The following is a 20,209-nucleotide window of genomic DNA, read 5'->3' on the forward strand; positions in this document are numbered from 1 at the left end:
CGTGCGAAGGGAAGCGGTTTTCTGGACCGCTTCCCTTTTGCATTCCGGTGGCTCGCCCCATGTTGCATTGCAATAAGTGCAACGGAGATGCGATAATATCCACGTCAGGCCATCTTGCGCGGAATAGTTAGCGCGCTAATTACCTGCCCATGCAGGAACGACAATCGAGCGAGAAGGCTCTGGCCGCAAGGTTGGGGCCGGTTTCGCGTTCATGGCAGCAACTGGCCGATTCGGCATTGTCCTCGCTGGGGGTATCGAACTCCTCGGGGTGGGCGCTGGTGCATCTGCTGCGCCTCGGGGACGAGGTGCGGCAGGGCGACCTTGCACGCGCCATCAACGTCACCGAGCCGTCGCTGGTGCGCACGCTGCATCTGCTGGAAGATGCGGGCCTCGTCGAACGCGTGGCCGACGATAACGACCGCCGCGCGAAGAACCTTCGGCTGACCGAGGAGGGCGCCGCAGCGGCCAGACGCATCGACAAGCGATTGATCGAGTTGCGTGCAAGCCTGCTCGATGGCATTCCAACGGAAGATGTCGAGACTGTCGTGCGGGTGCTTGATCGCATCGCCGCACGCATTGCGGAAAGCGCCGCCCGGCAATGACGAAGCGTTTCGGACTGGACGCCGCGCTGTTCTCCGTGAAGGCCTACCTGGCCTCGATGCTGGCCATCTATATTGCGCTCTCGATCGGGCTGGAGCGTCCCTACTGGGCCTTCCTCACCTCCTATATCGTGGCGCAGCCGCTGGCGGGGGCCGTGGTCTCCAAGGCGATGTTCCGCGTCGTCGGCACGTTCGTCGGCGCGGGCATGGCGGTGATCATGGTGCCGAACCTGGTCCAGAAGCCTGAACTGCTGGTCATCGGTATCGGCGCGTGGCTGGCCCTCTGCGTCTTCGTTTCCCTGCTGGACCGCACGCCGCGTTCCTATGCCTTCGTGCTCGCGGGCTATACGGCCGTGCTGATCGTGCTGCCGACGGTGGACGTGCCGGACACGATCTTCACCGTCGCCTCGCTGCGCGTGCAGGAAATCACGATCGGCATCCTCTGTGGTAGCTTCGTCCACGCGCTCGTGCTGCCGCAGTCGGTTTCGGCCTTCATGCTGCAACGGGTTTCCAACATCCTGGCGGATGCAGAGCGGTGGTCTCGCGACTCGCTGGAACTTGAAACAGTTGCCGCGATCGACAAGGAACGCCAGCGCCTTGCGCTCGACGTGACCGAACTGCACCAGCTCTCGATCCACCTTCCTTACGAAAGCACCCGTATCGCGCCGCGTATCCGCACGGTGCGCGCCTTGCAGGACCAGCTTTCGCTAATCATGCCGCTGGGCGCTGCCGTGACCGACCGGATCGCGCAGCTCCACGCGCTGGACGCGGTGCCGGAAGAGGTTCGGCAACTGCTTTCCGATGCGCAAGGCTGGTTCGAGCGGCTGAACGCCATGACACTGCTGGAGCGGGAAGAGGCCGCGGCCACCTTGCAGCAGCGCAGCCGCGCACTCGAACCCCGGGTCGGTGCTGACGCATCCTGGAACGAGCTGATCCTGCTCAGTCTGCTGTCGCGGCTGGCCGCGCTGATCGGCGCGCACCGCGACTGCCGCATCCTGGCCGAGCAGCTGGGCACCACCAGCACCCGCCCGATCAGCGCGCGGGCCGCTGAACTCGTCGAGGGGCGACGCGGCCGCGAACTTCATGTCGACGTCGGCGGCGCGACGCGCGGGGCCATCGGTGCCTTTCTCACCATCGCCATCGGCTGTGCGCTGTGGATCGGCAGCGGCTGGCACGAGGGTGCCACGGCCATCATGCTGGCCGGTGTCTTCACGGCACTCTTCGCCGCCGCGCCCGACCCGCTAGCCCCCTTGCGCGCCTTCTTCGCGGGGACGCTGATCGCGACGCTGATCGGCCTGCTCTACGGTTTCGTGATCATGCCGCGCCTCGACGGCTTCGGCCAATATGCTGCGGCCATGGCCCCCATGTTGCTCATGCTGGGCGCGCTGATGCAGTCTCCCCGCTGGAGCGGCATCGCCTTGCCCATGCTGCTCGGACTGGGATCGCCGGTGCTCGTCTCCGATCGCTACGTCGGCGGCTTCGCCAGCTTCGTGAACGGTGCATTCGCCCAGCTCGTGGGCATTCTCTTCGCGATCGTGGTGATCCGGTTGCTCAACTCCACCGGTACGCATTCGGCGATCCGCCGGACGGTCCGTGCCGGTTGGGCCGACATCGCCGAGCGGGCCAACATGATGAGCCCACCCGACGTGCGCGCCTGGATCAACCGCATGCTGGACCGCATCGCCCTTCTGGCGCCGCGCCTTGCCATGGCGGGGCGCTCGCCCGGCGCGCCGCTCTACGACGCCCTGCGCGACTTGCGCACCGGCGTGGCGATCGGCGAACTGCGCGAACTGCGCCTCGCCATGCCGCAGTCCAAGCGCGGCCCGCTGACCGAAGTGCTCCGCAAGGTAGGCGAATACTACAGAGGCCTCGATCCCGATCGGCCCGCACCCGCAGACCCCATCCTGCTTGAGGATATCGACATTGCCATGACCGCCGTCCTGAACGACGAAGACCCGCAGCTCAGCCGTGCGGGGGCGCTGGGGCTGGTCAGCCTGCGCCGCAACCTTTTCCCGGCCGCCACGCCTGCACGGATCGCCCATCCGGCAGAGGTGCCGGCATGAGAGGGGAAGTCTCCATCGACGGGGTGTTCCTGCCCACGCTGCTGGTTCTGGCGATCATCGCCTCGGTCATCACCCTGGCGCTGATGCGCATTGCCAACCTCATCGGTTTCTACCGGCTCTTCGCCTACCGGGCGATGGTCGACCTGTGTCTCTACATCCTCGTGCTCGGGCTTCTCGTCTGGGCCTCTCCCTTGATCGGTTTCCGCCAATGAAGCGCTTTCTTGCCCGCCTCGCCCCGAGCCTTGCCACCACGCTGCTCGTCATCCTAGCCGCCGTGATCGCGATCTGGCTCTGGCGCCATTACGAGGACAGCCCCTGGACCCGCGACGGTCGCGTTCGCGCCGATGTCGTGCGGGTAACGCCGGATATCGGCGGCCTGGTCACTTCGGTCGAAGTGAAGGACAACCAAGTGGTGAAGGCGGGCGACCTGCTCTTCGTGATCGACCGTCCCCGCTATTCGCTGGCGGTGGAGCAGGCCCAGGCCGCCGTCGCAAGCGCGCAGGCCCGGCTGGGCCAGGCGCAGCGCGAGGCCAAGCGCGACCTGGCGCTGGGCGATCTCGTGGCGACCGAAACGCACGAGCAGAACGTGGCTGCCGTTGCCACGGCGCGCGCGGCGCTCGATCAGGCACTGAGCGCACTCGACAAGGCGAAGCTCGACCTCGCGCGGACCAATGTTCACGCCTCGGTCAACGGCACCGTTACCAATCTCGACCTGCACCCGGGTGACTACGTGGCGCCGGGCAATCAGGCGATGGCGCTGATCGACAGCGATTCCATCCGCGTCGAGGGCTATTTCGAGGAAACCAAGCTCGCCAACATCCATGTCGGCTCGCCCGTCACCGTGGTGCTCATGGGTGAGGACCGTCCGCTCAAGGGCGTGGTGGAGAGCATCGCCGCGGGTATCAACGACACCACCCGCAGCGATTCCCGCAACCTGCTGCCGAGCGTGGACGCAACCTTCACCTGGGTCCGTCTCGCCCAGCGCATTCCCGTGCGCGTGCGCCTGACCGAAGTGCCCAAGGACGTCAGCCTGATCTCCGGCCGCACCGCGACCGTCACCATCGAACAGCCCGATCAGTCGAACCGCAAGGGCGCGAAGCCGTCAGCCGCGCCAGTGGCGGCCCCCGCAGCCGTCGCCACGGAGCAGCAGCCGTGATCCGCAACGCAGCTTCCCTTCTGGCCATCGCGCTGCTGGCCGGTTGCGCCACTGCCGGGCCGGACTATGCGCCGCCCGAAAATTCCGCCGCGACCACGCCTGCCGCCAATGGCGCTTTCGTTTCCGGGCAGGGGCCTGAATTCTCGCAGGCGGAACTGCCCGATCGCTGGTGGAGCCTTTACGAGGATCCGCAGCTCGACGGGCTGGTCGAACAGGCGCTGGCGGCCAATGCGAACATTCGCGCTGCGGACGCGAACCTGCGCAAGGCCGATGCGGTGCTGCGCGAAACGGCAGGGCAGAAGGCACTGAACACCACGATCGGCGCAGATGCCGATCTTGAGCGTGACTATTCGCCGGTTTCGGCGGGGACCAACCTGCCCGGCGTACTGACATACGATCTCGGCCTGACACTGTCCTATCCGCTGGATCTCAACGGCAAGATCAAGCGTGCGATCGAAAGCAGCCTGGCCGACCGCGAGGCTGTGGCGGCAGCGCGCGATGCCGTGCGCATCAGCGTGGCGGCGGCAACCACCAAGGCCTATGCCGACGTCTGCGCGGCGAACTTCCAGATCGCGACCGTCCAGAAGGTCATAACGCTTCAGCAGCAGACGCTCGACGCGACCGGGCGCCTGCAGCGCGGAGGACGCGGCACGGCTTTCGATGTCAGCCGGGCGCGTACCGCCGTCGAGAGCAGCCAGGCCAGCCTGCCGGCATTCTATGCCAAGCGGCAATCGGCGCTCTATCTGCTCGCGACCCTGCTCGGAAAGGCGCCCGCCGACTATCCCAGGGAAGTCGAGAGCTGCGCCGCGCTGCCGCGTCTCTCTCAGCCGATGCCGATCGGCGACGGCGCGGCGCTGATCCGCCGCCGTCCCGACATCCGGCAGGCGGAGCGGACCATTGCGGGCGATACCGCGCGCATCGGCGTCGCCACGGCCGACCTGTACCCCACGGTCAGCATCGGCGGCGGGATCATCAATTCCGGCAAGCTGGAGAACATCGGCAAGTCGCATAGCTTCGGCTTCAGCCTTGGGCCCTTGCTGAGCTGGTCCTTCCCCAACCGCCCCATCGTGCGCGCCCGCATCGATGCGGCCAATGCCCAGGTGGAGGCCGATCTCGCCCGCTTCGACCAGACCGTGCTCGACGCACTGCGGGGCACCGAAACCGCGCTGGAAACTTACGCGCGCGATACCGACCGCGCCGCCGCGCTCGGCCGCGCCAGCGACAGCGCAGGCCTCTCGGCGCAGCAGGCAGGCAAACTGTTCCGCTTCGGGCGCAGCGACTTCCTCAATCTCCTGAGCGCGCAGGGCGCGCTGGCGACGGCCCAGGTCAACCACGCCGCCGCAGAAGCGGCGCTGGTGGACGACCAGATCGCGGTGTTCCTGGCGCTGGGCGGAGGCTGGCAGAAGTCCGAATAAGTCAGGCCGCCATACGCCGCCTCTCGGCCGAGGCGGTGTAGAGGCCGAAAAGCTCGCGGAAGTGCGCCTCCATCGTGCGGGCTTTCGCGAGCGGGCGAGGGCGTTCCCGCACAACCTCCAGAATGGCCGCCGCCGCAGCGTTGCAGTCGGCAGCGGCATAAGTCCTGCCCGCACCATGTGCTGCGTGATCCGCCGCACCGCCCGCGTCGGGAACCACCACGGGCGTGCCGCTGGCGCGCGCTTCGGCGGCGGTCATGCAGAAAGTCTCGGCCTCGCAGCCGTGGACCAGGGCATCGGCGCTGGCCATGATCCTTGCGAAAGCGGCGCGGTTGCGCTCAGGAGCGAACAGGCGGACGTGCGGATTTCCGGCGATGTGTCGCAGGATCGCGCGCTGCTCACGCCCTTCGCCCAGCATGACGAGGCCGATCGGGGTCTTCCGGCCGGCAATGTTGACGGCATCGATCACCAGCGGCCAGCGCTTCTCCGGTGCAAGGCGGCCGACCCCCAGCAACAGCGCCGCGCTTTCCGGTAGCCCGCAGTCCGCCAGCAGCCGTGCCCGCAATGCCGGGTCGCGGTGGCGGGGCGAAAAGCACCCGTCCTCGACCCCCATCGGGATCGTGACGGTATGCGCGACGCCGCCCTCGTCCAGTCGCCGCGACAAGTCGCTGTTGGCGGAGACGACATGGTCGAACTTGCGGCTGTGGCGGCGCAAGTGTTCCCAGAAAACGGAGAATTGCCGGTCGATCGTCTGCTGCGAGAAGATATTGCCGAGCCAGCGATAGGCGTAGGCGGACAAGGGATCGGCATGCATGATCAGGCTGCGCGGCGCCGCGCCCGGCCAATCCGCGACCAGTCCGGCGCTGCGCCAGGGGGATGTCGCCTCGACGAAGTCCGGCGCTTCGGCATCGAGCGCGGCGTAGAGGCGATCGGCCTCCGCGAAATAGCCGTACTTGCGGTCGAGCGGGAAGCGGGGGCTTTTGATCGTGACGATCCTGGCATTCGGCCCGCGCTGCGTGACGCTGTCCTCGCTTCCGGGCGCGAGGATGACGATCTCGTGGCCCAGCGCCGGGCCGATCCGCAGCTTCTGTTCCACATAAGTGCGCACGCCGCCGCCTTGCGGGGAATAGAAAGCGCAGACATCGACGATTTTCATGGGTTCAGGATCCCTGGAAGATTGGGTGGGGCGGGTGTTCCGGCGCGGCAAGATCCCTGATCGCCAGAATGCCGCCTAGCAGCAGATGCGCGGCAAGGATCAGGCCCGCCATCAGCGTCATCAGTGCGCCGATGTCCCGCTGATGACCCAGCGCCAGGACGGCGACACCGGCGAAAAGCAGGTCCTTGTTCGGCACCAGCGGCAGGCGCGACACCAGCAGACGCAGGGTCGCGAGGAACAGCCACCAGGATAGCTGCACCTCGGGTAGCACGAGATGCCAGAGTACGGCGTTGAACAGGGTGGTCAGCACGATCCGGCCCAGATGGACCCGGGCGATCATGACCAGATCGGCGCGGGGCAGGGTAAAGACCCGGCGGCGCAGGATCATGGCGATTGCGGACACCAGCACCATGACGCCCAGCGACAGGGTGATCATTCCAGTGTCCAGGCCGAGGCTTGTCGTGCCGACCACGGGGATCATTACCGCAAGCAAGGCCAGGGTGACCGCGTTGCCGGTCATGGCCGAGAGGATCGCGACGTCCTTCACCGCTCCGAAAGGTGCAGCGTCCAGCGAGACGCGGCGGCGGGCCCAGGTGTAGAAATAGGCCTCGCCAAGATAGCCCAGCAGCAGTTCGTTATAGACCTTCTTGCGCAGCAGCGCGATCATCCCCGATCGCGGAATGCTCCAGAGGCGGTGGAAAATCAGCCATTCGCTGGCGGGCGTGACCAGATAGCTCGCCGCGAAAACCGTCCAGAAGGCGCCGCTGCTCGGCACCATGGCCGAAAGATGGCGCACGTCGAGGCCGCCCAGCTCGTGGAACACGGCAGCGATCACCGCCAGTGACAGGGCAACGGAAAACAGGGCATTGCGCCCGAAACGCGGGTTGCGGTCCTGCGGGGTCAACTGGATGGCCGGGGCATCGGGCGCCAGAACGGCAGCGGTTTCTGTCACGAAGTTCTCCGCAGGAATTTCCGGTCAGAGCGACCGTTGCCAGGGCGAGTGGGGTGCAAGGGCGCTTAGCCCCAGCTTGCGGCGCCGAACCTGTTCGCGTTCGCGACGGAGCCGGATCATCATGTCGAGATAGCGGTCAGCCGCGCCCTCGATCTCGTAGCGCGAAGCGATCATGCGGGCGCGCTGGGAATCGCCGGTGAAATCGCGGATGCGCGTCAGGCCCTCGGCAAATGCCCGTTCATTGCCTCGGGGCACCAGCATGCCGGTGCGCCCTTCCTCCACCAGACATTCCATGCTGACGCAGCAATCCGTCGAAAGCACCGGCAGGCCTGCGGCCAGAGCCTCGACCACGACGCCGGGGAGGCCTTCGTAGTCGGAGCTGAGGACGAAGACGTCGGCTTCGGCCATCAGCGGGTCGATGCTCGCAACGTGACCGACAAGGCGCAGGCTGGCGGCGATGCCAAGTTCTCCGGCCAAACGCATGATGGCATCGCGCTGCGGACCTTCCCCGGCGATCGTCAGCGTGTCGGAGGGGCGCGCGGCCTTGGCGAAAGCACGCAGCAGCATGGCGTGGTTCTTCTGGGAGACGAGCCGCCCGGCGGTCAGGTAGCGCGTACCCCAGACGGAGCGCGAGCGGGTTTCGCGCCTGCCTAGCAGACGCAGGCGCGTGCGGGGAAGAACGGGATTGGCGATGACTTCGACGCGACCCGGTTCGGCCTTGGTGGCTTCGCGGATTTCGCGGCTCATCGGTTCCGACAGGCCGATCAGGCGTTCGAACAGTTGGCCCTGTGCGCGAAGCCAAAACCCGTAGCCCTGTCGGATCGCCGCCGGCATGTCGGGACGATGGAGGGCATTGCTGACCTTCAGGGCCATGGGCGGCGCATGATCGCCCAGCAGCAGCTTCATCACTGCGCCCACCACGGCATATGTGTTTCCGGGTAGGAACAGGACATCGCTGCGATGCTCGATGAGATAGCTGTAAAGGCAATGGACCATCCAGGGCGTCTCCCACGCGGCGGTGGGAATGCGGGACGGTAACTGCCAGTAGTCCAGGGCCGGGGCGCTGGCGAGCTGGCTGCTGCCGGATCGGCCGAGCACGACCGTCACCTCATGCCCGCTGTTCACCCATTGCGCAGCAAGGCCAAGGGCGACACGCTCGACGCCGCCCGGGTCGAGGCTGTGGATCGGTACCACGATCCTGAGCTTGTCCTGCATACGACCCTTTCGCGTGGCTGACGTGCGCCGTGATAAGGGCCGTCAGACTTTCACTGGCGAGAAGGGCTCCTATGAGGGGCAGATGTCGGGTCCGTGACGGTCATGGGAGGTGTCGCGGGCGAGACGTAAAACTGCTGCGGAAGCGTCACCGTGCTGCCATGGAATCGCATAAATCCAGGTACCTCGACGGAGTATGCGTCGCGGCAAACCGCTTGAGGGTGGCCTCGATACTCGCCAGCAGTGAGGCCTTCGTCACATCGCCGGGGTGAACCGCGACCCGGACGGTCGGCATGTGCGGCAGGATGCGCCGGGCGAGGGCGGCAAAGGCCAGCGACGAGGCAGTGCGCGTAGGCGACCGGCTCGCCCATGTGATTACCGGTCCCCGCGCAAGAATCCTTTCGCTCGCGCTATCCCAGACCCGCCAGTGATCCTCGGCGATGGGCAATCCGGCCCGGCGCAGGGCCGACCGGGCACCTGCGCCATAAAGCCAGGCCGGTGCAATGAAACCGGATGCAGGGCGGCCGATAACGTCTTCCACCAGCGCCTTGCCGTCACGCATGCGGGCAAGCGCCGAGGCTTCGTCCAGTCCCAGGAATTCGCCTTCTCCGGCCGTCATATGGCGGGCCTTGAACCGGGCCGCCCCCTGATGAACGGCCCCGTCCTTGTGAAACCAGCCATGGACGAACATTTCGATCCCGACATCCGACCATTCCCGGAGCCGCGCCTGGAACGCCCTGTTTTCGGACAGGGGATGCAATCCCCAATGGTTCGGCACCACGAGCATGGCAAAGCGCGGCCCGCCGAGATGCCGCTCCAGCCGTTCCGACAATTGCAGGACAGCGGCCTGCGTGCCCGGTCCGACGTCGTGTATGGAGGCAAGCAGGCGTTTTTGCGGCGAAATCTCGGGCATTTGCGGCTCCCGGCGCCTGGCCGGGCACCTTGTTGGTGCGGCGTAGTTCCGCTTCGTGAAAACCGGGTGACGACGGGGGAATTTGCCCACTCGCGACCGAAAATTCGCCTGGCGCGCAAGGGCATTGTTGCCTTTTGTGAAATTGGTGCGCGCCAAACCCGACTTTTTTGTCTATGGAGCGCCTCAACCAGGGCCCGTTGGGTCGCACACTCCTCACCAGGCTCACCCATACAGACCGCGCCGGCGGCACAGGACAGATTCGAAACGCATGACATTTTCCCAGCTCCCCCCGCCTCTCGCCACCGCGCTGACCGCGCATGGCTATGAGAATCTGACCCCGGTCCAGGCCGCCGTCGCCGAAGCCGAGGCGCGCGGGCGCGACCTGGTGGTTTCCGCGCAGACCGGTTCGGGCAAGACCGTCGCCTTCGGCATCGCCATGGCCGACGAACTTCTGGCGGACGGTTCGATCCCTTATGCCGAGGCGCCGCTGGCGTTGGCGATCGCGCCGACTCGCGAACTGGCGCAGCAGGTGAGCCGCGAACTCGAATGGCTCTACGCCTCCACCGGCGCGCGCATCGTCACGTGCGTCGGCGGCATGGACCCCGTGCGTGAACGCAAGGCGCTCGAGCGCGGTGCGACGATCGTCGTCGGCACCCCCGGCCGCCTGCGCGACCACCTGGAACGCGGCAAGCTCGACCTCTCCTCCCTGCGCGTGGTCGTGCTCGACGAAGCCGACGAAATGCTCGACATGGGCTTCCGCGAGGATCTGGAAGAACTGCTCGACGCCAGCCCCGAAACCCGCCGCACGCTGCTGTTCTCGGCCACCATGCCGCGCCCGATCGAGGCGCTGGCCCGTCGTTATCAGACCGACGCGCTGCGGATCTCGACCGTGAGCGAGAATCGCGGCCATGGCGACATCACCTATCAAGCCGTCACCGTGGCGCCCGCCGACGTCGAGAACGCCGTTGTCAACCTGCTGCGTCTGCACGATGCGGAAACCGCGATCCTGTTCTGCGCCACGCGCGACAACGTGAAGCACCTCCACTCGACCCTGACCGAGCGCGGCTTCTCCGCCGTGGCGCTTTCGGGCGAGCATTCGCAGAACGAGCGCAACAATGCGCTTCAGGCGCTGCGCGACAAGCGCGCCCGCGTCTGCGTCGCCACCGACGTGGCCGCGCGCGGCATCGATCTTCCCTCGCTCACGCTCGTCATCCACGTGGAAATCCCGCGCGATGCCGAGACGCTCCAGCACCGTTCGGGCCGTACCGGCCGCGCCGGCAAGAAGGGCACCGCCGTGCTCATCGTGCCGTTCCCGCGCCGTCGCCGCGTGGAAGGCATGCTGCGCGGTGCGCGGATCGAGGCCGATTGGATCGCCGCACCGACCCCCGATGTCATCCGCGCAGCCGACCGTGGCCGCCTGATGGAAAAGCTGCTTGCTCCGGTCGAGGCCGACGAGGAAGATCGCGAAATCGCGCGTGAAATCCTGGAAAAGGTGAGCGCCGAGGATCTCGCCGCAGCGCTGGTCCGCGCCCACCGCGCCGCGATGCCGCAGCCGGAGGAACTCATCGGCAACAGCCCCGAGGCCCGCGAGGCGCGCCAGCGTCCGGGCTTCGACGACGTCGTGTGGTTCACCATGGACGTGGGCCGTCAGCAGCATGCCGATCCGCGCTGGATCCTGCCGCTGCTGTGCCGCCGTGGTCATGTCACCCGCAATGCGGTCGGCCAGATCCGCATCATGGCGAACCAGACCTACTTCCAGATCCCGCGTGCGCAGGCCGACCAGTTCATGCGCTCCGTCGAGCGTACCGCGCATGACGACAGCGGCGACGTGGAAAACACCATCCGCATCGAGCAGGCGCAGGACACGCCGCGCGAAGTCGCCCGCGAGCGTCGCCGCGAAGGCCCGCAGGGGCGTGGCCGCAAGCCGCATGGCGGCCGTGAGGAAGGTGGCCGTGGTGGCTACGAAGGCCAGCGCTACCAGCCGCGCCCGACCGGCGGTGCCCGCCCCGAGCGCAGCGGCGGCGGCAAGCCGTTCCACAAGAAGCCGAAGAAGGGCAACTGGTAAGCTCTTCGCGGTAGATGCTTAGGAGAAGGCGGGGCTGAGTTCCCCGCCTTTTTCTTTGTTCGCTGCCGGCAGAACGCCGCTGCTGCCTAAGATCGCGGGGTCTTATATGACCATACGGTTCGTCATCGCGAGCGAAGCAATCCAAGGCGGGTTACGCGGCTCTGGATTGCTTTGCTGCGCTCGCAATGACAAATTAAAGGTGAGGTCGCTGACCTTCAGGCCTCAAACACGCAGTTCAAGCACCTCGATAACCTCTTCCTGCCCATTGAAATCGACGAAATCGCCGAGTTCGGCCCCGAGCAGCGCGCGGGCCAGCGGCGCGGTAAAGGCGAGGGCGCCCTTGGCCGGATCGGCCTCGTCATAGCCGACGATATGGACTTCGCGCTCCTTGCCGTTCAGGACGAAGCGAACCCGGTGCCCAAACATCGCCCTGTCGCCGGAAGGGGCAGGCTGCACTTCCGCCGTAGCCAGACGTTTGCGCCAGTAGCGCAAGTCGCGCTTGGCGGCATTGCGCGCAGTCTCATCGTCGAGGGCTGGGATTTCAGCCTCCAGTGCCGCGATGCGGTTGTCGATCAAGGCGCGGCCCTTCGCGGTGACGAGGTTCGGCCCTGGCGGGATCGGCACTTCGAACTTGGGTTCGAGATGCTCCTCGTCGCCGTCGCGCCGGAAGGCGACGCTCACGCGCCGCCGCCCATATACTCGTCCATGGCCTCGCTCGCCTCGAACCAGCCGGCTTCCGCCAGCTCCAACTCCTCGGCGGCCTGCGTGCGGCGCTTGCCGATCTCGCCGATGCCCAGCTTGGCCAGGTCGCCCTTGGCCGAGGCCGGATCGGCCAGCACCGCGTCCAGCGTCTCCAGCTGCTGCTGAATGCGCTTCATGCGCGTTTCGGTCTCGGAGACCTTCTTGCGCAAGGCCTTCAATTCCTCGCGCGCGACGGCGCCGTTCTTGCGGGCCGGTTTTCCTTCGGCCTGCGCGGCGGCCTTGGGCTGGTTCCGGCCGAGCACGAAGTCGATGTAGTCCTCCATCGAGCCTTCGTAGTTCGCCGCGGTGCCCTGATCGACGAGAACCAGTCGGTCTGCGGCCAACTCCACCATATGGCGGTCGTGGCTGACCAGAATCACCGCCCCGTTGAAGTCGTTGAGGGCCTGCACCAGCGCCTCGCGTGCATCGACGTCGAGGTGGTTGGTCGGTTCGTCGAGGATCAGCATGTGCGGCGCGTCGCGCGTGACGAGAGCGAGCGCCAGACGCGCGCGCTCACCGCCTGAAAGCGTGGAGATCTGCGAGGTTGCCCGGTCGCCTGAGAAGCCGAAGCGGCCAAGCTGGCCGCGCACCGCGACCGGCGGCTTGCCTTCCATGGCGCGGGTCATCAGTTCCAGCGGCGTGGAATCGGAAGGCAGTTCCTCGACCTGGTACTGCGTGAAGTAGCCGATGCGGATCTTCGGGGAGAAGCTGAGCGAGCCTTCCATGGGTTCGAGCTGGCGGGCCAGCAGGCGCGCCAGCGTGGTCTTGCCGTTGCCGTTGCGGCCGAGCAGGGCGATCCGGTCCTCGGGATCGATGCGCAGGTTCAGGCGTCGCAGGATCGGCTTGTCCGCCTCGTAACCGACGGCGGCAAGATCGAGCGTGACCAGCGGCGGGCGCAGTTCGTCCGGGCTCGGGAAATCGAAGCTGAGCGAGGAATCCTCGGCCATGGCCGCGATCGGCTGCATCTTCGCCAGCATCTTGGCGCGCGACTGCGCCTGCTTAGCGGTGGAGGCGCGGGCGGAGTTGCGGGCGACGTAATCGGCCAGCTTCTTGCGCTGTGCGTCCTGGTTGGCACGCGCGGCGGCGGCCTGTGCGGCACGCTCGGCGCGGATGCGCTCGAAGCTGTCGTAAGTGCCGGGGTAGAGCGTCAGCTTGCCCTGCTGGAGGTGAAGGATGTGGTCGACCACGTTGTTGAGCAGGTCGCGCTCGTGGCTGATGACGATCAGCGTCTTGGGATAGGACTGAAGGAAATTCTCCAGCCAGAGCGTGGCTTCGAGGTCGAGGTGGTTCGAAGGTTCGTCGAGCAGGAGCACGTCGGGCTGCGAGAACAGCAGGCCGGCGAGTGCCACGCGCATTTTCCAACCGCCGGAGAAGCTGTCGAGCGGGCGGTTCTGCATCTCCTCGTCGAAGCCGAGGCCGACGAGGATACGGGCCGCGCGCGCTTCGCCGGTATAGGCATCGATGGCCAGCAGGCGCTCATGCACGTCGCCAAGGCGGTCGGGATCGACGCAGGTTTCGGATTCGGCGAGCAGGTCCTTGCGCTCGGTATCGGCATCCAGCACGGCTTCCAGCGCGGTGCGCGTGCCGGTGGGGGCTTCCTGGGCGATATAACCGAGCCGGGCACGGCGCGGCATCTCCACCGAGCCGCCGTCCGGTTCGAGCTGGCCGATGATGGCCTTTACCAGGGTGGACTTGCCCGCACCGTTGCGGCCGATCAGGCCGACCTTGCCGTCCTTGGGAATCGTTGCGGCAGCCTGGTCGAGTATGGTTCGCCCGCCAAGGCGGACGGTAATGTCGCGGATCGTCAGCATGGGGAGCGCCTAGAGGATTTTTCGCGCGGTTGGAAACATCTTCCGACTTCGTGCGATTCCGCAACGTTCCGCTGCGCTGGCACGCCCATTTCGGGTCGCTGTGTGCAGCCGTGAACGCCCGTTAGATCTGTCCCGAAGTTATCAACACCAATATGCCCGGGATTGCGATGACAGGTTCTGTCATGACCTGTTCCGCAACTGGGCGAATCGGTTATCGTTTTATCTTGCAACGCGGAATCACATGTGATTCTATCGCTTTCATGAGGTCGAACTCTCCCGTCATGCGTCAGGACGCCAGCCTTGCCAAGGAACGCCTGGTCCAGGGCATCGCGCTTGCGCTGCTCCTGCTGATGGGTGCTTTCGTGATCGCCGGCCCCAGCGGGTTGATTGCCTGGACCGAGAACCAGCACCAGCTGGAAGAGCGCCGCACCAAGCTGGCCGAACTTCGCGTCACGCGCGATCACCTGAAGAACCGCGTCGGACTGCTCGATCAGAACCATGTCGATCCCGATCTTGCGGGTGAGTTGCTGCGCAGCAATCTCAACGTTGTTCGTCCCGACGAAATGGTGATGATGCTCGACAAGTGAGCCGCTGGCCGGGCACGTCGCGTGCCCGCCAAACCGATCCGATATGGCTGAACTTTCGTCCAATTGTGGCCACTCTGTTGCGGGTGGCCATAATTTTTGTGCCACCTGCGGCAAATTTCCTTCATCGCGCTTTCGATTTCCGCTGGGCGTCCTATAAGCGGCCCGAAATCAATCGCACCAACGATGGGGAGTCCCGTTGCCCAAAGCAAAGACTGACGCCGGGTCCGGCGCTGAGCCAGCCGTAGTACCGGCACAGGACGAAGACTTCGCGCTGCACAGCCTCCAGGAGAAGCTCGCGGCCGATCGGCGCTACACGCCGAACAAGGAAGAACTTCTCAATCTCTACGAGCAGATGGTCCTCATCCGCCGCTTCGAGGAGCGCGCAGGCCAGCTTTACGGCCTGGGCCTGATCGGCGGTTTCTGCCATCTCTACATCGGCCAGGAAGCCGTTGCCGTGGGCCTTCAGTCCGCGCTCGATTCCAACCGCGACTCGGTCATCACCGGCTATCGCGACCACGGCCACATGCTTGCCTACGGTATCGATCCGAAGGTGATCATGGCCGAGCTGACCGGCCGCGAAGCCGGTATCTCGCGCGGCAAGGGCGGCTCGATGCATATGTTCAGCGTCGAGCACAAGTTCTACGGCGGTCACGGTATCGTGGGCGCACAGGTCTCGCTCGGTGCCGGTCTCGCCTTCGCGCACAAGTACCGTGAAGACGGCGGCGTCGCGATGGCCTACTTCGGTGACGGCGCGGCCAACCAGGGCCAGGTCTACGAGAGCTTCAACATGGCGGCTCTCTGGAAGCTGCCGATCATCTTCGTGATCGAGAACAACGGCTACGCCATGGGCACTGCCGTGAAGCGCGGCTCGGCCGAGACGCACTTCTATCGCCGCGGCACCGCATTCCGCATCCCCGGCATGCAGGTCGACGGCATGGACGTGCTCGAAGTCCGCAAGGCTGCCGAAGTGGCGCTGGAATATGTCCGCGCGGGCAACGGTCCGGTTCTCATGGAACTGAACACCTACCGTTATCGCGGCCACTCCATGTCCGACCCCGCTAAGTATCGCAGCCGCGAGGAAGTGCAGGACGTTCGCGAGAAGCGCGATCCGATCGAGCACGTGAAGCAGGATCTCGTCGCCCTTGGCGTGGACGAAGCCGCGCTGAAGGAAATCGATAAGCGCGTCCGTGCGCAAGTCGCGGAATCGGCCGACTTCGCCGAAAGCTCGCCCGAGCCCGATCTCTCTGAACTCTATACTGACGTCCTGGTGGAGCGCTACTGATGGCGATCGAACTGAAGATGCCGGCGCTCTCTCCGACGATGGAAGAGGGCAAGCTTGCCCGCTGGCTGGTGAAGGAAGGCGACGAAGTCTCGTCCGGCGACATCCTCGCCGAAATCGAGACCGACAAGGCGACGATGGAATTCGAAGCCGTCGACGAAGGTACTGTCGGCAAGATCCTCGTGGCCGAAGGCACCGAGGGCGTGAAGGTCGGCACGGTGATCGCCGTGCTCGCCGGTGAAGGCGAAGACGCGTCGGCCGTATCGGCTTCGGCGCCGAAGGCCGAGGCTGCACCCGCTGCCGAAGCCGCTCCGGCTGCTGCTCGCCCCGAAGCACCTGCTCCGGTCGCGAAGAAGGACCCCGAAGTTCCCTTCGGCACCAACATGAAGACCTCGACCGTCCGCGAAGCCCTGCGCGATGCGATGGCCGAAGAAATGCGCCGCGATCCGCGCGTCTTCGTGATGGGCGAGGAAGTCGCCGAGTACCAGGGCGCCTACAAGGTGACCCAGGGCCTTCTCGAGGAATTCGGTCCGCAGCGCGTGATCGACACCCCGATCACCGAGTACGGCTTTGCCGGTATCGGCACCGGCGCCGCCATGGGCGGCCTGCGTCCGATCATCGAGTTCATGACGTTCAACTTCGCCATGCAGGCGATCGACCACATCATCAACTCGGCGGCCAAGACCAACTACATGTCCGGCGGCCAGATGCGCTGCCCGATCGTGTTCCGCGGCCCGAACGGCGCAGCGGCCCGCGTCGGCGCGCAGCACTCGCAGAACTACGGCCCGTGGTACGCAAACGTGCCGGGTCTCGTCGTGATCGCGCCCTATGACGCTTCGGATGCCAAGGGCCTGCTCAAGGCGGCGATCCGCAGCGAAGATCCGGTCGTGTTCCTTGAAAACGAGCTGGTCTACGGCCGTACCTTCGAACTGCCCGAACTCGACGATCACGTCCTGCCGATCGGCAAGGCGCGGATCATGCGCGAAGGCAAGGACGTGACCATCGTGTCCTACTCGATCGGCGTCGGCCTCGCGCTCGAAGCCGCCGAGCAACTGGCCGGTGAAGGCATCGAAGCCGAAGTCATCGACCTTCGCACCCTGCGCCCGCTCGACAAGGAAACGGTGCTGGCCAGCCTCGCCAAGACCAACCGCATGGTCGTGGCGGAAGAAGGCTTCCCGGTCTGCTCGATCGCTTCCGAGATCATCGCGATCTGCATGGAAGAAGGCTTCGACAACCTCGATGCCCCGGTCGTGCGCGTCTGCAACGAAGACGTGCCGCTGCCTTACGCGGCCAACCTCGAAAAGGCGGCGCTGATCGACACGCCGCGCATCGTCGAGGCAGTTCGCAAGGTCTGCTACCGCTAAGATCTTTGGATCTGGCGTAAGAGCTGAAAAGTCTGGACGGCGGCGGCGCGAAAGCTCCGCCGCCGTCTTGCGTTGCGCGCTCTGTTCAAGGCCGATGTTTCCGGGCTTGCGTGATCGTCCTTGCGGGCTAGAGAGACCGCGTGTCCGAGCCATCATCCCCTGAGAGCCGTCCCGAAGACCTGCTTCTGCCGGCCTTGCCGCAGACCATGCGGCTTGCGCTGGCCTATGCGCCGCCATCCGCACGCCTGCAGACGCTGGCGCTGCTGGCGCTGGACCAGCGGCTTGCCGGGCTGCTGCGCCACTCGCGCGAGCCGATGATGGCGCAGATCCGCTTGGCCTGGTGGCGCGAAACGCTGGAACGCGACGCAGCCGAATGGCCGGAGGGCGAGCCGCTGCTCGCCGCCCTGCGCAGTTGGAACGGCGGGCACCGCGCGCTCGTCGCCCTGGTCGATGGCTGGGAGGCCTTGACCGGAGAGGCGCCGCTGGCACCGGAAGCGCTGGAAGAGATGGTGGACGGCCGTGCTGCCGCCTTCGCCGGACTGGCGGCGGCGCTGGGGCGTGAGGCCGAGGCGGAGGCTGCGCGCGCGCTGGGGCGTCGCTGGGCGCTGGCGGATCTTGCGACCAAGCTCAACCATCCCGGTGAAAGCGTTGTCGTGCGGCGGCTCGCGCAAGCGGAGCAGGCCCGCCCCGTCCGGGTGTCCCGGGCGCTGCGTGCCTTGGCAGTTCTGGAGGGGCTGGCACGGGACAATCTCGCCAGCGGCGGGCAAGGCTCCGCGCGGACGGTGCTGAAGGCCATGCGCATCGGCTTGCTCGGGCGCTAAGTTAGCCTCGATAACAGACATGTAATTTCCCTGAGGCGCCGGGCTGAGGAGATAAGCCGCGCGCGAACTCAGGGAGACTGTCGATGCAGCGGTTCATCCTCGGCGGCGTCACGGCAATGGTGATGCTCTCGATCGGCCTGTTCTGGTGGCAGGGGCGGGCCGAAGTGGAAAAGGCTCCGCCGCTGCCGCCGGCCGCCGTCAGCTTGCCTGATCCACAGGACGTGCCGAGCGCGGATTTCTCCGATATCGAAGGACCCGAGCTGCCCGAGGCGACCGAGCAGACGCGCGAGCAGCGACGGTTCGGGCGCTACGACCGGGATCGGGACGGGCGGATCACCCGCAACGAGATGCTTTCCACGCGCGTCGATGCCTTCCGCAAGCTCGACAAGGACGGGAACAACCTGCTGACGTTCGAGGAGTGGGCCGTGGCGACGGTCACGAAGTTCGAGGGCGCCGATGGCAACGGCGATCAGTCGCTTACGCCTGCGGAGTTCCGCAAGACCGCGTCACCTCCAGGCCGGGAAAAGCCCAAGCCGAAGTGCATTTGCAAGTAACGTCGTCCCGGACTTGATCCGGGACCGCTGGCAAAACTTGAGACGCAAGTTCTCGGTAAAGCGCAACGGGTGCCTGCGTTAGGTCGCGCCTAAAGACCGATACCGGTCCCGGATCAAGTCCGGGACGACTCAACCCGCAGGCGTCAGGCCTTCCAGCCAGGGCGCGATTTCCTGCTTGGCGCGCTCGGTATAGGCTTCCTTGCGCTGCTTCTTCTTGACGTCGTGAAGCGGCGGGAAAAGGCCGAAGTTGACGTTCATCGGCTGATAGCTCTCGGCCTCGGCATCCCCGGTGATGTGCGAGAGCAGGGCGCCCAGCGCGGTCGTGCGCGGGGGTGCCTGCCAGTCGCGGCCGGCGAGTTGCGTGGCCGTCATCAGGCCTGCCATCAGGCCGACGGCAGCGCTTTCGACATAGCCTTCGCAGCCGGTGATCTGCCCGGCGAAACGGACATGGGGCGCGCTCTTGAGGCGAAGCTGGCGGTCCAGCAGCACCGGTGAGTTGATGAAGGTGTTGCGGTGCAGTCCGCCGAGCCGCGCGAATTCGGCATTCTCGAGGCCGGGAATGGTGCGGAACAGGCGCACCTGCTCGGCATGCTTCAGCTTGGTCTGGAAGCCGACCATGTTCCACAGGGTGCCGAGCTTGTTGTCCTGCCGCAGCTGCACGACCGCATAGGCCCAGCGGCCCTTGGGATGCTCCTCGGTCGCCCAATGCGGATTGTCGAGGCCCACCGGCTTCATCGGCCCGAAGCGCAGCGTTTCGACGCCGCGTTCGGCCATGACCTCGATCGGCATGCAACCGTCGAAGTAGGGGGTGTTCGATTCCCATTCCTTGAAGGCGGTCTTTTCGCCGTCGAGGAGGGCCTGATGGAAGGCAAGGTACTGCTCCTTGTCCATCGGGCAGTTGATGTAGTCCTTGGTTTCGCCCTTGTCCCAGCGCGAGGCCATCCAGCAGACATCCATGTCGATGCTTTCGCGGTAGACGATGGGGGCGATGGCATCGAAGAAGGCAAGGCTGTCGGCGCCGGTCGCCTGTCCGATGCTCCCTGCCAGCGCCTCGGCGGTCAGCGGGCCGGTGGCGACGATGGTGGTGCCGTTATCGGGAAGCGTGTCCACGCGTTCGCGCACTATTTCCACGTTGGGAAGTGCGGAAAGGCGCGCCTCCACTTCGGCTGAGAAGACGTCACGGTCCACGGCCAAGGCAGAACCGGCAGGCACCTGCGCCTTGGCCGCCGCCGCCATGATCAGCGAATCGCAGCGGCGCATTTCCTCGTGCAGCAGGCCGACTGCATTCTTTTCATGGTCGTCGGAGCGGAAGGAGTTGGAGCAGACCAGCTCGGCGAGCCCGTCGCCCTGGTGGGCCGGGCTGCGTTCGCCGGTTCCCCGCATTTCCGAGAGGCGAACGCGAAAACCGCGCCGACCGAGCTGCCAGGCGGCTTCGCTGCCGGCAAGGCCGCCGCCGATGATATGGACGTCTTGAGTCATGGCGCCAGCGCCTAGACCTTTGCGGGCCGTCAGGGAAGGGTGCGC

Annotated in this window: 18 protein-coding genes; 11 read left to right on the forward strand and 7 right to left on the reverse strand. The window is 66.0% G+C overall.

Translation table 11 applies throughout. The annotated features are described in order from the left end of the window. The first annotated feature begins 149 nt into the window (after window positions 1-149). The 5 genes from NTCA1_RS02845 to NTCA1_RS02865 are packed head-to-tail and all read left to right on the forward strand — an operon-like array spanning window position 150 to window position 5,233. Complete coding sequence (locus tag NTCA1_RS02845) at window positions 150-602, forward strand: MarR family winged helix-turn-helix transcriptional regulator (RefSeq protein WP_086493229.1); 453 nt, start codon at window positions 150-152, stop codon at window positions 600-602. Next, entirely contained in the window at window positions 599-2,662 is a 2,064-nt protein-coding gene (locus NTCA1_RS02850; RefSeq protein WP_086493230.1) for an FUSC family protein, read from the forward strand. The genes NTCA1_RS02845 and NTCA1_RS02850 overlap by 4 nt, the downstream gene beginning before the upstream one ends. Further along, window positions 2,659-2,874, forward strand: coding sequence for a DUF1656 domain-containing protein (locus NTCA1_RS02855; RefSeq protein ID WP_086493231.1), 216 nt, complete (start codon window positions 2,659-2,661; stop codon window positions 2,872-2,874). Before NTCA1_RS02850 ends, NTCA1_RS02855 begins: the two co-directional genes overlap by 4 nt. Then, window positions 2,871-3,818 (forward strand): efflux RND transporter periplasmic adaptor subunit, encoded by a 948-nt coding sequence (locus NTCA1_RS02860; protein ID WP_159828046.1) that lies wholly within the window; start codon window positions 2,871-2,873, stop codon window positions 3,816-3,818. Before NTCA1_RS02855 ends, NTCA1_RS02860 begins: the two co-directional genes overlap by 4 nt. Further along, window positions 3,818-5,233, forward strand: coding sequence for an efflux transporter outer membrane subunit (locus tag NTCA1_RS02865; protein ID WP_374705156.1), 1,416 nt, complete (start codon window positions 3,818-3,820; stop codon window positions 5,231-5,233). Before NTCA1_RS02860 ends, NTCA1_RS02865 begins: the two co-directional genes overlap by 1 nt. A 1-nt stretch (window position 5,234) precedes the next feature. On the opposite strand, the gene NTCA1_RS02870 is transcribed toward NTCA1_RS02865, so the two are convergent. From NTCA1_RS02870 to NTCA1_RS02885, 4 genes are all read right to left on the reverse strand, one after another. Continuing rightward, on the reverse strand, window positions 5,235-6,386 hold the full coding sequence (locus NTCA1_RS02870) for a glycosyltransferase (RefSeq protein WP_159828049.1): 1,152 nt from the start codon (window positions 6,384-6,386) through the stop codon (window positions 5,235-5,237). A gap of 4 nt (window positions 6,387-6,390) precedes the next feature. Beyond that, window positions 6,391-7,338 (reverse strand): hypothetical protein, encoded by a 948-nt coding sequence (locus NTCA1_RS02875; RefSeq protein ID WP_159828052.1) that lies wholly within the window; start codon window positions 7,336-7,338, stop codon window positions 6,391-6,393. Between the two features lie 24 nt (window positions 7,339-7,362). Continuing rightward, window positions 7,363-8,553: a glycosyltransferase gene (locus tag NTCA1_RS02880; protein ID WP_159828055.1), complete on the reverse strand. Its 1,191-nt coding sequence runs from the start codon at window positions 8,551-8,553 to the stop codon at window positions 7,363-7,365. A 145-nt stretch (window positions 8,554-8,698) separates the two neighbouring features. Next, complete coding sequence (locus tag NTCA1_RS02885; protein ID WP_159828058.1) at window positions 8,699-9,463, reverse strand: DUF2334 domain-containing protein; 765 nt, start codon at window positions 9,461-9,463, stop codon at window positions 8,699-8,701. 268 nt (window positions 9,464-9,731) lie between these two features. Here NTCA1_RS02885 and NTCA1_RS02890 point away from each other — a divergent pair, with 268 nt between their 5' ends. Further along, on the forward strand, window positions 9,732-11,528 hold the full coding sequence (locus NTCA1_RS02890; RefSeq protein ID WP_086493237.1) for a DEAD/DEAH box helicase: 1,797 nt from the start codon (window positions 9,732-9,734) through the stop codon (window positions 11,526-11,528). 222 nt (window positions 11,529-11,750) lie between these two features. Here the strand turns inward: NTCA1_RS02890 and NTCA1_RS02895 are convergent, their stop codons facing one another. Both NTCA1_RS02895 and NTCA1_RS02900 read right to left on the reverse strand, forming a co-directional pair. Continuing rightward, window positions 11,751-12,209: a GreA/GreB family elongation factor gene (locus NTCA1_RS02895; protein WP_159828061.1), complete on the reverse strand. Its 459-nt coding sequence runs from the start codon at window positions 12,207-12,209 to the stop codon at window positions 11,751-11,753. After that, entirely contained in the window at window positions 12,206-14,080 is a 1,875-nt protein-coding gene (locus tag NTCA1_RS02900; RefSeq protein WP_159828064.1) for an ABC-F family ATP-binding cassette domain-containing protein, read from the reverse strand. The genes NTCA1_RS02895 and NTCA1_RS02900 overlap by 4 nt, the downstream gene beginning before the upstream one ends. Before the next feature lie 260 nt (window positions 14,081-14,340). On the opposite strand from NTCA1_RS02900, the gene NTCA1_RS02905 reads away from it, so the two are divergent. From NTCA1_RS02905 to NTCA1_RS02925, 5 genes are all read left to right on the forward strand, one after another. Next, complete coding sequence (locus tag NTCA1_RS02905) at window positions 14,341-14,667, forward strand: septum formation initiator family protein (protein ID WP_086493240.1); 327 nt, start codon at window positions 14,341-14,343, stop codon at window positions 14,665-14,667. 196 nt (window positions 14,668-14,863) lie between these two features. After that, window positions 14,864-15,949, forward strand: a complete 1,086-nt coding sequence (gene pdhA, locus NTCA1_RS02910) for a pyruvate dehydrogenase (acetyl-transferring) E1 component subunit alpha (RefSeq protein WP_086493241.1) — start codon at window positions 14,864-14,866, stop codon at window positions 15,947-15,949. Further along, the gene (locus NTCA1_RS02915) at window positions 15,949-17,310 is read left to right on the forward strand and encodes a pyruvate dehydrogenase complex E1 component subunit beta (protein ID WP_086493242.1); all 1,362 of its coding nucleotides are present in this window, start codon (window positions 15,949-15,951) and stop codon (window positions 17,308-17,310) included. Before pdhA ends, NTCA1_RS02915 begins: the two co-directional genes overlap by 1 nt. Before the next feature lie 140 nt (window positions 17,311-17,450). Further along, window positions 17,451-18,131, forward strand: coding sequence for a hypothetical protein (locus tag NTCA1_RS02920; protein WP_159828067.1), 681 nt, complete (start codon window positions 17,451-17,453; stop codon window positions 18,129-18,131). A gap of 83 nt (window positions 18,132-18,214) precedes the next feature. Next, a complete protein-coding gene (locus NTCA1_RS02925; protein ID WP_159828070.1) occupies window positions 18,215-18,685 on the forward strand; it encodes a hypothetical protein in 471 nt (156 codons plus the stop codon). 129 nt (window positions 18,686-18,814) lie between these two features. On the opposite strand, the gene trmFO is transcribed toward NTCA1_RS02925, so the two are convergent. Continuing rightward, window positions 18,815-20,164, reverse strand: coding sequence for a methylenetetrahydrofolate--tRNA-(uracil(54)-C(5))-methyltransferase (FADH(2)-oxidizing) TrmFO (gene trmFO, locus NTCA1_RS02930; protein ID WP_159828073.1), 1,350 nt, complete (start codon window positions 20,162-20,164; stop codon window positions 18,815-18,817). Window positions 20,165-20,209: the final 45 nt, after the last annotated feature.

It is taken from the genome of Novosphingobium sp. TCA1, assembly GCF_009811895.1.
Lineage (GTDB): Bacteria > Pseudomonadota > Alphaproteobacteria > Sphingomonadales > Sphingomonadaceae > Novosphingobium > Novosphingobium panipatense_A.

What these genes read in the sequence shown, in the direction of transcription:
- NTCA1_RS02845 (WP_086493229.1), top strand. Translation starts at nt 150, where the DNA reads ATGCAGGAACGACAATCGAGCGAGAAGGCTCTGGCCGCAAGGTTGGGG.
- NTCA1_RS02850 (WP_086493230.1), top strand. Translation starts at nt 599, where the DNA reads ATGACGAAGCGTTTCGGACTGGACGCCGCGCTGTTCTCCGTGAAGGCC.
- NTCA1_RS02855 (WP_086493231.1), top strand. Translation starts at nt 2,659, where the DNA reads ATGAGAGGGGAAGTCTCCATCGACGGGGTGTTCCTGCCCACGCTGCTG.
- NTCA1_RS02860 (WP_159828046.1), top strand. Translation starts at nt 2,871, where the DNA reads ATGAAGCGCTTTCTTGCCCGCCTCGCCCCGAGCCTTGCCACCACGCTG.
- NTCA1_RS02870 (WP_159828049.1), bottom strand. Translation starts at nt 6,386, where the DNA reads ATGAAAATCGTCGATGTCTGCGCTTTCTATTCCCCGCAAGGCGGCGGC.
- NTCA1_RS02880 (WP_159828055.1), bottom strand. Translation starts at nt 8,553, where the DNA reads ATGCAGGACAAGCTCAGGATCGTGGTACCGATCCACAGCCTCGACCCG.
- NTCA1_RS02885 (WP_159828058.1), bottom strand. Translation starts at nt 9,463, where the DNA reads ATGCCCGAGATTTCGCCGCAAAAACGCCTGCTTGCCTCCATACACGAC.
- NTCA1_RS02890 (WP_086493237.1), top strand. Translation starts at nt 9,732, where the DNA reads ATGACATTTTCCCAGCTCCCCCCGCCTCTCGCCACCGCGCTGACCGCG.
- NTCA1_RS02900 (WP_159828064.1), bottom strand. Translation starts at nt 14,080, where the DNA reads ATGCTGACGATCCGCGACATTACCGTCCGCCTTGGCGGGCGAACCATA.
- NTCA1_RS02905 (WP_086493240.1), top strand. Translation starts at nt 14,341, where the DNA reads ATGAGGTCGAACTCTCCCGTCATGCGTCAGGACGCCAGCCTTGCCAAG.
- NTCA1_RS02915 (WP_086493242.1), top strand. Translation starts at nt 15,949, where the DNA reads ATGGCGATCGAACTGAAGATGCCGGCGCTCTCTCCGACGATGGAAGAG.
- NTCA1_RS02925 (WP_159828070.1), top strand. Translation starts at nt 18,215, where the DNA reads ATGCAGCGGTTCATCCTCGGCGGCGTCACGGCAATGGTGATGCTCTCG.
- trmFO (WP_159828073.1), bottom strand. Translation starts at nt 20,164, where the DNA reads ATGACTCAAGACGTCCATATCATCGGCGGCGGCCTTGCCGGCAGCGAA.